General features: G+C 52.2%; 6 protein-coding genes and 1 tRNA gene. 4 read left to right on the top strand and 3 right to left on the bottom strand.

Going from position 1 to position 13,908, the window contains the following annotated elements; all coding sequences use genetic code 11:
* Positions 1–143: 143 nt before the first annotated feature.
* Positions 144–728 (top strand): serine O-acetyltransferase EpsC, encoded by a 585-nt coding sequence (gene epsC / locus HMPREF2554_RS05590; RefSeq protein ID WP_041321815.1) that lies wholly within the window; start codon positions 144–146, stop codon positions 726–728.
* A gap of 342 nt (positions 729–1,070) precedes the next feature.
* Here the strand turns inward: epsC and gndA are convergent, their stop codons facing one another.
* Complete coding sequence (gndA, locus tag HMPREF2554_RS05585) at positions 1,071–2,543, bottom strand: NADP-dependent phosphogluconate dehydrogenase (protein ID WP_070554334.1); 1,473 nt, start codon at positions 2,541–2,543, stop codon at positions 1,071–1,073.
* Positions 2,544–2,733: 190 nt separating this feature from the next.
* Positions 2,734–2,806, bottom strand: a tRNA-Val gene (locus tag HMPREF2554_RS05580).
* 486 nt (positions 2,807–3,292) lie between these two features.
* Between HMPREF2554_RS05580 and aceE the strand changes: the two genes are divergently transcribed.
* The 3 genes from aceE to HMPREF2554_RS05565 all read left to right on the top strand — a co-directional run bounded on the left by aceE (position 3,293) and on the right by HMPREF2554_RS05565 (position 9,578).
* Entirely contained in the window at positions 3,293–6,028 is a 2,736-nt protein-coding gene (gene aceE, locus HMPREF2554_RS05575) for a pyruvate dehydrogenase (acetyl-transferring), homodimeric type (RefSeq protein WP_041321816.1), read from the top strand.
* Between the two features lie 237 nt (positions 6,029–6,265).
* Positions 6,266–7,969, top strand: a complete 1,704-nt coding sequence (locus HMPREF2554_RS05570) for an McrB family protein (protein WP_048752357.1) — start codon at positions 6,266–6,268, stop codon at positions 7,967–7,969.
* Positions 7,962–9,578: an McrC family protein gene (locus HMPREF2554_RS05565; protein WP_246826014.1), complete on the top strand. Its 1,617-nt coding sequence runs from the start codon at positions 7,962–7,964 to the stop codon at positions 9,576–9,578. Before HMPREF2554_RS05570 ends, HMPREF2554_RS05565 begins: the two co-directional genes overlap by 8 nt.
* Before the next feature lie 92 nt (positions 9,579–9,670).
* Here HMPREF2554_RS05565 and HMPREF2554_RS05560 read toward each other — a convergent pair whose 3' ends face one another.
* Entirely contained in the window at positions 9,671–13,903 is a 4,233-nt protein-coding gene (locus HMPREF2554_RS05560) for a non-ribosomal peptide synthetase (protein ID WP_070554329.1), read from the bottom strand.
* Between the last annotated feature and the right edge of the window lie 5 nt (positions 13,904–13,908).

Raw genomic sequence — 13,908 nt, 5'->3', positions numbered from 1 at the left:
GAATAGGGAATTTCAGCATTCTTTTCTAGTTGTACGCAATAAAGGGTCAACATCAATATTGTGCGGCGCAGGCGCGCCTAATATGAAAACTGGCTTCGATGTTGGTACCTTGGGGAAGTATCTACGGTAACAGAAAGAAGATTATGGGATTTTTTGCCCGTCTGCGCGAAGACATTGAAAATGTTCGAGAGCATGATCCAGCGGCGCGTGGGGCTGGCGAAATCATGCTTAACTATTCGGGCATGCATGCGATATGGGCTCACCGGCTTACACACAAACTTTGGCAAAAGGACGGCACGAAATCTCTAGCTCGTACCCTCTCGCAGCTCACCCGTTTTTTGACCGGTGTCGAGATCCATCCAGGGGCCGTCATTGGGCGGCGTTTTTTTATCGATCATGGCATGGGTATCGTTATTGGTGAGACCACCGAAATAGGTGATGATGTGATGCTCTATCATGGCGTTACTCTCGGCGGTCGCTCGCTTGAAAAGATTAAGCGCCACCCCACAATCGAAGACAGAGTAACAATCGGTGCTGGTGCTAAGGTGCTGGGTCCAGTAGTCATTGGGGCAGATAGCGCTATCGGAGCAAATGCCGTGGTGGTGAACGATCATCCGCGCGATTCCATAATTACGGGTATCCCTGCGAAACATCGTCTGCGTACACCCGAGAAGAAGAAGCCTCTGGTCGATGCTGTGGAATATATCGACCCGGCAATGTGGATCTAATCTTGAGTGGTGCTCTCTATGAGGTTTGTGGTGTTGTTTTATCTATAACGGCATCTTGCCGCAAACCTCAATAGTGCAACTACTACGATATAAGGTTTCTGTACCCTGAATAAGGTCATTAAATCCACCGATAATCCGGTGTTACCCGTGTGAACCACCCACGACTCCAGGTCTTCTTTGGGCAGACAGAGCATCATTGCTCGCAGCGTGTTCTCCAGGTTCTCAGTCTATCGGTCACTGGATCACGCGCATACGGACAAAACACAGACAAAAAGGGGTGTGGCTGCTTTCTCACGAAGCGGCCACACCCCTTTTATTGACGCTGTTCTTAAGATCCAGGTTCTAGTGAACGTGGATATCTGCAGCGTTTACTTCTGAACGGTCACCGCTCCACATAGTGTGAAATGCGCCTTCTGCATCCACACGGCCATAGGTGTGCGCGCCAAAGAAGTCACGCTGCCCCTGAATAAGGGCTGCTGGCAGACGGTCGCGGCGCAGTCCATCGTAGTAAGAAAGTGCCGAGGAGAAAACCGGAACCGGCACGCCCAACGCGGTAGCCTTTGCAACCACACGGCGCCAAGAAGGAACAAGCTCTTCCATCAGATTCTTGAAGGCGGGTGCGAGAAGCATATTGGCCGGTACCTCACCCGCATAAGCCGCCATAATATCGCCTAGAAGCTCCGCACGAATAATGCATCCAGCCCGCCAGAGCGATGCGATGGTGTCAAGGTGCAGGTCCCAGCCGTATTCCTGACCGGCACGAGCGATCATATCCATGCCCTGTGCATAGGCCACCAGCTTGGATGCGAACAATGCACGGCGCACATCTTCAACAAATTCGGGATCGCCTGCACCGACTCCGGTGGTCGCAATAAGACCGGCGGGGAGTTCCTGCTGAGCCTGTGCACGTGCCTTGACATCTGAAGAAGACAGCGCACGAGCAAAGACAGATTCGGCGATAGCAGATACTGGAGCGCCCAAGTCAAGAGCAGCCTGAACGGTCCAACGTCCGGTACCTTTCTGACCGGCCTGGTCAAGAATAACGTCTACCAGCGGTTTACCGGTTTTCGCATCAACCTGTGCCAAGACTTCCGAGGTAATCTCAACCAGATACGAGTTAAGGTCAGTCTCGTTCCATTTCTTGAAGATTTCAGCCTGTTCGGCGGGTTCAATGCCTGCAACAGAACGCAGAATGTCGTAGGCTTCGCCGATAACCTGCATATCGGCGTATTCAATTCCGTTATGCACCATTTTGACGAAATGACCGGAACCATCGGTAGAGATCCAGGCGCAGCACGGAGAACCATCTTGCGGCGCTTTTGCGGAGATTTTCTCTAGCATAGGACCTACATGTTTGTAGGATTCAGCCGAGCCTCCCGGCATAATCGAAGGTCCCCAGAGTGCACCTTCTTCACCGCCAGAAACGCCGACACCAACAAAGTGCAGACCTTTTTCTGCAAGAGCTCGTTCACGGCGGATAGTATCGGGGAAATGAGAGTTACCACCGTCAATAATAATGTCCCCTTCGTCAAGAAGAGGAGTTAACTGCTCAATAACAGCGTCTACGGGAGCACCCGCCTTCACCATAATCAGGATACGGCGGGGAGATTCGAGCGAGTCCACCAAGTCTTGGAGCGACTCGGTGCGGATGAAGTCACCGTCTGCGCCGTGCTCAGAGAGCAAGGCATCGGTCTTCTCAACGGAGCGGTTATGCAGTGCTACGGTGTACCCGTTACGTGCCAGGTTACGCGCTAGGTTAGCACCCATGACAGCAAGTCCGGTAACACCAATCTGTGCCTTCTTGTTTTCAGTCATGTATACAAGAATACGCTGTTTTACGTTTTATCCGCGTGTATCCAAGGAATTAAGCGTTTGGATTAGACAGGAATAACATTCGGCAGTCTCTGGATGAATATTTCTGCGGATTCCAGGGTATATCTATAACCCACAAAGAGCAGACATAGAAAAGTCCCGTATCCTCTACTCAGGATACGGGACTTATTTGTGGGTCCTACCGGGATCGAACCGATGACATCCACGGTGTAAACGTGGCGCTCTACCAGCTGAGCTAAAGACCCAATTTTCGCTATAAAAACCTTTGTTTTCCTACGAACAAGGTAATACTATACGGGGTTTCTCATGTACTCGCAACTGAGATGTGCATGTTATATGTCACATAAAAATTAGACGGTGGTTACTACGCCCTCAAAGTCCTCAAAGCCTTCATCCCATGACTATACCCCTCATAAAACCACATAAACACAAATAACAACATGCCTCAAGGTGTCAAATTTTAAGGGGGAAAGCCCCTATATCGGGAAATTTGCACATTTTAGGCAAAAATTCTTACCGCGGAATATCGCACCAACCTGCCCACTTTCATTCATAACCCAAAGCCTCCAACGAAAAAACCTCAAAAACAGTCATCGGAGATCAAAATAAGGTCTAAGATAGTAGAGAAAGAAGTATGCTCCTAGAACACTGTGCGCATGCTTATCGAAGGGTGCCTCGCACCAGCGCCACAAGCGCCTTCACAATTGGATAAGAAGAGAGGTTGGATTAGTTTGGCTAACGTACCGAACGAACACTCCCTGAGTACTCTACTTGACGGCCTCAAGGACGTCGACGTTGAGGAGACTCAGGAGTGGACCGAGTCCCTTGAGGACCTCATCAAAACTCACGGCACCGAACGTGCCGAGTACATCCTGCGATCCCTAATTCAGGAAGCAGGCAAGAAAGGCGTTGAGGTACCGGTTCTAACCAAGACCGACTACATTAACACCATCGCAGTCGACCAGCAGCCTGAATACCCCGGCGATGCTGATCTTGAAGAACAATACCGTAACTGGATTCGCTGGAACGCTGCCATTATGGTGCAGCGCGCACAGAAACAGGGCATCGGTGTTGGTGGACACATCTCCACCTATGCAGGTATCGCTGATCTTTATGAAGTTGGGTTCAACAACTTCTTCCGCGGACGCAATCACCCCGGCGGCGGTGACCAGGTATTCTTCCAGGGCCACGCCTCTCCCGGTAACTATGCGCGTGCTTTCGTTGAGGGCCGCCTCAACGAAGAAGATATGGATGGCTTCCGTCAGGAGAAGACCAAGGGCGAGCACGGCATTCCCTCTTACCCGCACCCCCGGTGCATGCCTGAGTTCTGGCAGTTCCCCACAGTATCGATGGGTCTAGGCCCCCTCAATGCTATTCACCAGGCTTCCTTTAACCGCTACTTGCAGAACCGCGGTATCAAGGACACCTCACAGCAACACGTCTGGGCATTCCTCGGCGATGGCGAGATGGATGAGCCCGAGTCACGCGGTGCACTGCAGCTCGCGGCTAACGAAAAACTCGACAACCTGACCTTTGTAGTGAACTGCAACCTGCAGCGTCTCGACGGTCCCGTGCGTGGTAATGGCAAGATCATCCAGGAGCTCGAAGGATTCTTCCGCGGCGCTGGTTGGCATGTCATCAAGGTTGTCTGGGGCTCCGAGATGGACGAGCTTCTCGCGAAGGACAAGAGCGGTAAGCTCATCCAACTGCTGAACGAAACCTTGGACGGCGACTACCAGAACTTCCGCGGTGAAGACGGCGGTTACATCCGTGAGCACTTCTACGGCAAGTATCCCGAAACCAAGGAACTTGTTGCTGATCTGACCGATGACGAAATCTGGGCTATTCGCCGCGGCGGTCACGACTACAAGAAGATCTACGCTGCATACAAAGAAGCGCTGGAGACTAAGGGACGTCCGACCGTTATTCTGGCACAGTCCATTAAGGGTTACGCTCTTGGTCCCTACTTCGAGTCCCGTAACTCGACCCACCAGATCAAGAAGTTCACCATGGAAGCGCTCAAGGGCTTCCGTGACCATCTGAACATCCCGATCTCTGATGAAGAGCTGGAGAAGGACCTCTACAATCCACCGTACTACCGTCCCGGTCAGGACAACCCGGCAATTCAGTATATGCTCAAGCGCCGCGAAGAGCTCGGTGGTTTCCTCCCCGGTCGCCCCAATACTCAGCCTGAGATTCAGCTGCCGGACGACAAGGTCTACGCGGGTACCAAGAAGGGTTCAGGCAAGCAGCTTGCCGCATCCACGATGGCATTCGTACGCCTTATGAAAGACCTGATGCGTGTCAAGGGCTTTGGCCACCGTATTGTGCCTATTACTCCCGATGAGGCACGTACCTTCGGTATGGACGCATTCTTCCCCTCAGCTAAGCTGTACAACCCGAACGGACAGAACTACGTTCCTGTTGACCACGAGCTTATGCTCTCCTACACGGAGTCGCCGCTGGGTCAGATTTTGCACGTGGGTATTAACGAGGCTGGCGCGACCGCTGCATTTATTGCGACCGGTACCTCCTTCGATACACACGGTGAGCCGATGATCCCGATTTACATCTTCTACTCGATGTTCGGCTTCCAGCGCACCGGCGACGCTTTCTGGGCTGCTGCCGACCAGTTGGCACGAGGCTTTATTATCGGCGCTACTGCGGGTCGTACCACGCTTTCCGGCGAGGGTCTGCAGCATATGGATGGCCACTCCCCCATCCTGGCAAGCACCAACCCTGCCGTGAAGCACTACGACCCTGCATACGGCTACGAGATCGGGCACATCGTCAAGCGTGGTCTTGAGCAGATGTACGGTAACCTCGATGAAGATCACGATGTCATGTACTACCTGACCGTGTACAACGAGCCGATCCACCAGCCTGCAGAACCCGAGAACCTGGATGTTGATGGTCTGCTCAAGGGCATCTACAAGCTCAAGGATTCTGAGCTTACCTCCGGACCCAAGACTCAGCTGCTCGCCTCCGGTGTTGCTGTACCGTGGGCTTTGGAAGCTCAGAAGCTCTTGGCTGAGGACTGGGGCGTTTCGGCTGATGTATGGTCGGTAACCTCGTGGAACGAGCTGCGCCGCGAAGGTCTTGCTGCTGAGGAAGAAACCTTGCTCAACCCCGATAAGCCTGCACGCGTACCCTACGTGACTCAGAAGCTTGCCGGTGCTGAAGGTCCTATTGTGGCGACCTCCGATTACACATCGGATATGCCTGACCAGATTCGCCAGTTCCTCCCGAACGATTTTGCAACTCTGGGAGCCGATGGCTTCGGTTTCGCGGATACCCGCCCCGGTGCACGTCGCTTTTTCCACATTGATGCTCAGTCAATGGTAGTTCGTGCCCTGCAGCTGTTGGCAAAGGACGGTAAGGTGCCCGCCGATGCGGCTGCCAAGGCGTTTGCCAAGTACGATCTGAATAACGTTAACGCAATTCAGGCAACACATATCGATGACTAGTTCCATTGTGTTCTAGCCAGGCTTTCAGCGGAAAGCCAAATTAACTGGTTCCCTCGCTCTTGTACGGTGCAAGAGCGAGGGAACTTTTTACCCTTGAAAACCGTCCAGTACAACTTCCGAGGGGCTTCTATCACAGGTGGAGCTTTATCAAATAAATATGCTTTGATGATATTTTTTACTCCATGTCTCGGTATATAATTGGAAGGTCAGAATCACCACAATCACCAAGGGACTTCAGTGTCTAACAACCTCCAGGCAAACTTTAAAAGTATAGACGCGGAGATTACATCGTCGTGGGCTTTTGGAGAAAGTATCCATGATTCCGAATTTGTATCTTTTTATACTTTTGTCGAGAAAATTAAATCCGCACAACAAAAGAATACTCAAATACTACCGAGTAAACCTTTTAATGGTAGCGTGCAGGTATATTATTCCTTTAAATACAACGACACTATTGTTCAAACAGAACATGCTTTCTACGAGAATATTTGGCAAGGTTTTCGGGAAACTCTGCGTATGATCCTTGACGGCCATGACAACCTGCTTCCGGGTGGCATGAACCGTATTATCGATCGTCAAATTAAAGCTGCTGAGAATCAAAATCCTAATATTTCTGCACTCCAGCTTGTGGAGTGCATTCCTCTTTTTAATACCGCAGTACAGGAAGCCCATAAACGTTCACAAGATACCGTAAAAAAGTTTTCCATATACCGCGATATTCGTATTTGCATCTATTTTGGAAATTCTGCCGGAATGCCCTATTCCCGAGTTCCTGTACAACTTCAGGATCTCATTTCGCAGCATATTAAACCTTTAATCGAAAAACCGCCTACTCAACGGAAAAAACCCACGCCTAAAGATTTTGAGAATACCCTCAATGCAGTTGAAGAAGAAAGCGGCAGGTTTTATCCCACCGGGCCTGTTGCAAAATCTCTTTTTAAAAATAAATGTGTTGTTCTTGAGGGAGTCGCGGGCTGTGGAAAGTCTTACCAGATCAATACTCTCTCACGTGAGGATACTGGGTACGGCAAGGCCAACATTACAACGGTAGTCTTCCACCCGTCCACGAGTTACGAAGAGTTCGTGAGCGGTCTGCGTCCAAACTTTTCACGCCAAGAAGATGAGCCTGAATTTGTGTCTCACGAAGGTGTATTTCTTCAAGCCTGCCGAAAAGCTGTTGAGAACCCCACGACACCACATCTGCTTTTCATTGACGAGATTAACCGCGCCAATACCTCCCGTGTTTTCGGCGACCTTATGCTCGTTATTGAAACGTCAAAGCGTGTTTCCGTAAAAAAACTTCAGGATCATCGTGAAAAACTTTACGGTTCAGTATTTGCGGCTGATGCGGATATTCCCCAGGGTTTCACCTATGCGACTTTGCAAACTCCGCTTTATTATCAGGGTAAAATATATAACCGTTTAGTAGTTCCAGATAACCTGCACATACTGGGAACTATGAATTCTACCGACCGCTCTGTGGGTACCATTGATTTGGCTTTGCGCCGTCGCTTTATCTGGATGGAAATGAATCCTCACAATGAAACAGATTTGCGTACAGAACTTGAAGCTGAACGAGGTGCTATTTCTGAAGAATTAGACATCGTTATAGAACGGTATGCGGATATTAACGCCATTCTTGAATCCGAGGTTGGCCCCGATGCACGTCTAGGACATTCCTATTTCTTCTCTCGAAATTCCACCCCCGAAGACATTGCACGGGCTTTGTTAACCCAGCTTGCGGAAATTGCAGCGACTTTCAATATCAGTTCCGGCATTCTCGAAAAGATCGGTTCTATCAATGGGCTATCCGTCAAGATGGTGGGCCAGCGACTCGGCAGCCGCCCACGCGTGGTTGGTTCATGGAGCGGTCCCGGTCTGCCTTCTGCTCCTAAGCCCGCAGGTCAAATTCCCTGGTTGGAAGTAACGAGTGGTGAGTGAAGTTCGCTACTTTCAAGCGAGCGCGCGCGGTAACGGTGTCGGCGTTACGATCCTAAAACACACGCATCCTCAGCCGGGTGCCGTGCATACTCTGGTTATCCATGTGTTGCCCAAGCTCTGGTGCAAACAATGGGTATCGGCTGAGCAGCCGGAAGTTATTGCGCCTTTTAATGTGAAAATCGCCCCTGAGGCAGGCGGACAGTTCTCCTCTGTGCAGGATCCTGAGTCTTCGCTTTACGAGCATAGCGATGACGGTACGTTATCTCTCTATGTCTATGAGACTGAGATTCTGGTGCTTCCGAAGCCTTGGGCTGGGTATTTAGAGACGGTTTCGGGCTCTGCCCTGCCGCCGCATGATGATGATAATGAGGGCGGTGCCTCAGATCCACTGTGGACAGCGCTGGAGTACCCTGAAAAGCCTGTCTATGCAGTGGCTGCTACGGTTTGTGGACGGGTTTTAGGACCGGCTACAGCCCGTGAGAATATGGACTTTTCGGCAGGTGGTCAAGGTACTGGCTGGCAGAAGGTTTCTTTGTTATGGCGCATGCTGGCAGAGCATCATGAGGAACAGGCAATTATTCAGGGACATCGTGACATTACCCCGCAGGGTTCCGAACTTTTTCCGCATATTCCTTCGCTCAAAGAGGCTATGTACCGCGTTTTTGTTGATTCAAGCGGGCAGGCTTTGGCGCATCGTCGTCCGGTTTTTGAGCCTGAGGTGGATGAATTACTTTTTGTGCGTGGTCGTATGCTTCCACGCGAGCTTGTAAACCGGCGGATTAACCGACGTATTGGGGTTGTTTGCGAGTTCGATTCTCTGACGACGGATACGCATTTATGGCAAATGATCCGCGCCGGATTACAGCAGGTGGCAACTCATGCCGCCGATAATGAGGTCGTCGACGATGCTATAGGGTACGAGTCTGTGTTGCGTGATGTGAGCACGCAGAATATTCGTAGTCTGCTGACCGAAACGCTCTCCCCTGCTTTTGCTATGCGATTGTCGGCACAAACTTTGCGCGCTTACCACTATGCGCAATCTATTTTGTCGCAACAATATGGCTTTGGTTTAAGCGATAGCCCGTATGAAGCGGGTGTGCTGGCAAATATTAAATTTGATACTTCGTCATTATGGCGAAAAATGTTGGTGCGTGCCCTCACGGATACCGGTTTAGAAGTGCGTGTGGAAAGCCCCGTTGGTATGCTTTATCACCGCAATGCTGAGGGCCGCCAGCAGGGTGTGGCCTTTGCGAAACCAGATATGATGCTGTATTCCCGAGGCATTCTGGTAGCAACCCTTGATGGCAGGTACACCACGTATTGTGAAGATTTAATGCAGCTTCCCGAGCATGAACGGTACCGGATGCTGGCGGTCGCGTACCGCACGGGTGCGGACGGTTATACAGCATATCCGGTAGCCGGTAACGGAACTCTAGGCAGGATCCTGACGGTAGGCGAACCCGGGGCGTATCCTCAGGCACCTATGTCTGCGGAACATCATGTGACGACCTGCGGGGTGCGTTTCCCTCAACCTGAGGATGGACGCACTACCGCTGATGCCTCGCATTTGGCGAAGGTGCTTAGGAAGGTTCCTGCTGAGCCTTCATAGAGTGCAAAAGGCCCGCAGGCGTGACCTATGCCGAACTCCTAGCGTGGTGCTGTTGATGTCTCTGTTCTTCCCCCAATACCCATAGGGCGCTTTTAGAAGGCTTCTGCAATAATTTCAGGAATGCGCTCCGGGTTCACCAGATCGGGATGGGTACCGTTCTTCAACGTGACGGTACGGAACGAGCCCACATGAGGCTCCCAGCCGTGCGCATCCAGATAGGGTTGATCGTCATGGTTCACTCCAATCAATACGACTTTTCCGCCAAAGTTAAGGTGGTTCGAGCCGCGCATAAGGGCGGCAGAGGCACGCATAGATTCCAAACATACTTCTAGCTTGTCTTCGGGTAGATACCCCATAGCCGACCCGGCATCTCGCAGTCGTTCGAGCGTCTGTGGCAAGTCAAGAACGGTCTGCGCCGATACTTCGGGAAGACCGCCCATACGTAAGAGGGCACGAAAGCTCTCTTGCTCGTCCGGTTCAGGAATCCCCTGCCACTGTTCGACGGGGTATGCATCCAGAAGCGTAACCTGTTGTACATCGTAACCGGCAGTCTCGGCAAGCGCGGCTACCTCGACGGCGGCAGTACCGCCAACGGACCAGCCCATCAGGGAAAATTGTGATGGAAGCTGACGTTCCTCAAGGGTCTCACGAATACGCGCAAGATACCCCTCGGCGAGTTCACGAAGGCTCTGGGCGTAGCCAGCATTTGGGTTCGTGAATGCCTCATGTTGCAGTGCGTAAACCGACGGATGCCCGGGTATGTAGGGCAGATAGGCGGCATAGCACCATCCCAGACCGCCTGCGGGCGGCAGGATAAAGAGCGGTACGGTATTCTTCGATGTTGCGAAGTCCACCGAGTCCGCCTCACGCAGAGGCAGAACCGGGGCAAATTCGACATCAGTAGAATCCTCGTTCAAGACCGCAGCCAGCCCCTTGACCGTGGGATTAGCGAAGAGGGCACCAATACTGAGCGTCTTTCCAAGGTTTTCTTCAATCTTGGCAATGACGGAAAGTGCCGCAAGGGAGTTACCACCCGCTGCGAAAAAGTCTTCGGTTACACCGAATTGTGAGCGTCCCAGCACGCCCGCGATAATCTCGCTAATTTGCTGTTCTAAAAGTCCATGGGGGCCGTCTGCGGTGTTGGTATCAAAGGTAAACTCGATCTGTGCCAGGTTTTTGCGATCTATCTTGCCTGAGGGGCTAACCGGGAACTGAGCCATGGTGTGCCATAAGCGCGGTACCATATAGTCCGGCAAGGTGTTCTCACAATGCTGACGAGCTTGAGCAACAATACGGTTGCGTTCTGTTTCAGAAACGTCACCTATCTCTAGGAACGCCGCGAGAGCAGGTTCGGGCATCTTCGTGTAGAGCAAAACGACGGCGCTATGGACTCCCTCAACGTGGGAGAGCGTGGTTTCGATATCGCCAAGCTCTAGACGTTGCCCATGTAGTTTTACTTGGTGATCGGCACGACCACGGTAGAGGATGACTCCGCGAAGGTTTTTGGCCAAGGTGCCAGGTTTTTGGTTTGTGGCGGTGAGGTTCCACTCGGCAAGATCGCCAGTACGGTAAAGCCGCTCTCCCGTAGCGTTGTCCAGGATAAAGGCTTGTGCAGTTGCCTCGGGATTGTTCTGGTACCCCACAGCAAGCTGTACACCCGATAGGTAGAGTTCCCCTACGAATCCGGGCGGTATCGGCTGTAAAGCCTGGTCAAGAATACGAGTTTGGGTGTTCCAAACGGGCTGGCCGATAGGAACAGTACTGCACTCTGGGTTTTGGGAGCTATCCCAGAAGGTAACATCGACGGCGGCTTCCGTAGGCCCATAAAGATTTAAAGGGTAAACACCCATAATATTATGCGCGCTGAGAATCTGATCCTTCTGAAGTGCCTCGCCCGAGCAGATAAGATAGCGCACATGGCGTTGCTGCTCCCCCGACCCAAAACCTGCTTCGGCTAAGGTACGTTTTGCGGAAGGGGCCTCCAAGAAGGCGGTAAGCATCGTGGGTACGAAATGCAGACAGGTAACGTTCTGTTCGGCGATAACACGCGCCAGGTAGGCCGGATCCCGGTGCCCATCAGGAGCGGCGATAACGACGGCGGCCCCTTCCTGAAGCGGCCAATAAAGCTCCCACACATGAACATCAAACGAGATAGGCGTTTTATGTAAGATGCGGTCCCCCGCACGGTCTTGTGTGGATGCGCCGACCGGAATCTGTGACTGCTGCCAGCGTAACCGGTTATCAATGGAACGATGACTAATCGCAACACCTTTGGGCCGTCCTGTCGAACCCGAGGTAAACAAGATATACGCGATATCATCCAGTGCTGTGCCGATACCCGGGAATGTTTTTGCCTCGGGCACATGTGTAAGGTTTAGAGGTTTTCCCACAGGGGCTGTTAGAGCGGTAAATTCAAATTGCTGCAGCCCGCACAAACTCTGCGTATTCGCCGGTTTTAACTCGGCCTCTGCAATAGGACTCAGCCCGGAGCCATACACAAGCGCCGAACACTGCGTATCTTCCATCATAAAGCTCACACGTTCGGCGGGCAGATCCGGCAAAATCGGCACATAGACAAACCCTGCATAGAGCGCCGCATATAAGGCGATATATTGTTCAAGTCCTCGATGAAAGCGTAGTCCTACAGCGGTTCCAGGGCACACGCCAGCTTCCAGCATCGCCTTTGCTAGGGCGCGGGCTCGCACATCCAGCTCGTGATACGTGAGTACCTGCGAAAACTCATAGGCCTGCGGAGATTGCGGGGACAGAGTACCGTCCTCATCCGGCGTGCAGGCGTAGAGTGCGGGTTCGTTCGGGTAGCGTGTGAGCGCATCCTGAAAACGCTGAAGCAAAGTTTTATACTCTATCGGATGCGCGGTAGCGTTAAACGATTCCAGCAGCTCTACTTCATGCGGTAACGCAGTCGTCAGGGTATCCATCGACCGCTCCTCAAGGGCAGCCTGAGCCCAAGATTCCAACCAATTTTGTAGGTGCCGGGCGTGAAATTCTACGCGCTCGCGGGTATACAGGTTCGGGTTGGCATCGAACTCTACAGAAATTGTGTGACCGCGCCCGGGTATGCCTCGCAGGGTAATGGTCATATCCGCAACTGGTCCCGCAGATATGTTATGAATATACCCCACAGAAGCAGGCGTGTTGTCGGTAGGTGCACCTAGCGGTAAAACGGCATCAAACGGTATAACATTGATCTGGGCGCCAAAAAGCCGATTGTCATCGGACTGCGCTAAACGTTCTAGATCTTCTTGTCTAGCAAGCGGATGCGCGGCGTTCCGTGCATACTGGTTCTTTACGCTATCGAGTGCCTGTGCAATACTTCCAATACCTGAAACCTGTACCGGAAGCACATTCACGGCGGTGGTTCCAGTCTGAGCGCTGGTCTTGCCGAGAACACGGGTTTCTGCGGGAACCTGAGCCCCAAATATACGGTTCATCTGGGGTATGCCAAAAGCAGCGCTTCTACGCCCACCAATACGGGCCAGATAAGACCCTACGGCACCGGTTACAGTAACGGGCCAGGAGGTTCCGTATATTTTGCCAATTTCCAGCATATCCCGCTGTAGTTTATCAGGCAGGGTCAGTACCTCACGCAAGGCCTGCGGCGCTGGGGAGGCACTCCGTGCCGCCAGCGATGTATCGGGCTGGTTAAGTACTTCCGCTTGCCCGGAAGTCCACAGGGCCAGGTCCTCTTCTCGGGCATGTTCGGCAGCGTGGTCAGCCTGAAAAAGCTCCATTAGAGAGGCGCGTTTAACGGTAGGCAGAGGTTTTCCGGCGCTCAATGCACGATAGATAGCCGCTACGCGAGATAGACCGTTAAACGCCGCGAAACCGTCTGCCACCACATGGCTAAAGCTGTGGTAAACCCAGAGTTTACCCCCATAGTATGTGGCAGCGGAACGTACCGTAACACCCTCATCGGTCCTCAACGGTTCGCTGATCAGCTCGGATGCCCAGCCACGCACCGCTGCCGGAACGGGATTCTGTTCTTCCGTTTCTTCCTGAATCTGGAGGGAAATTACCGGAAGTACCTCAAGATTAGTCAAAAACTCATCAAGTGGTATGACTCGTTGCTCGGGGCGTCCAGACTGCACGCGCGTCTGCACCCGGAAACCTTCATTTTCACGATAGAGCTGAATAAATGCCTCACGCAGGTAATCAAGATTCGTCTCGGACGGACATTCCATGATCTCTGCTGTGTTATAGCAGGGATTTTTGGGATCGATAATAGCGGCAAGATAAATACCTTGAGCGCTTTTGGTCAGGGGAATCCAGTCATGCTTGGGACCACTATGCTCGGTGATGCTCATAGTCC

This window comes from Rothia sp. HMSC071F11 (assembly GCF_001809115.1).
GTDB classification, from domain to species: domain Bacteria; phylum Actinomycetota; class Actinomycetes; order Actinomycetales; family Micrococcaceae; genus Rothia; species Rothia dentocariosa.
The sequence above is the reverse complement of the archived record's forward strand: the minus strand, read 5'-3'. Positions and strand labels throughout refer to the sequence as shown.

Excerpts from the sequence above, each read along its gene's own strand:
- epsC (WP_041321815.1), top strand. The coding sequence starts at position 144 with ATGGGATTTTTTGCCCGTCTGCGCGAAGACATTGAAAATGTTCGAGAG.
- gndA (WP_070554334.1), bottom strand. The coding sequence starts at position 2,543 with ATGACTGAAAACAAGAAGGCACAGATTGGTGTTACCGGACTTGCTGTC.
- HMPREF2554_RS05560 (WP_070554329.1), bottom strand. The coding sequence starts at position 13,903 with ATGAGCATCACCGAGCATAGTGGTCCCAAGCATGACTGGATTCCCCTG.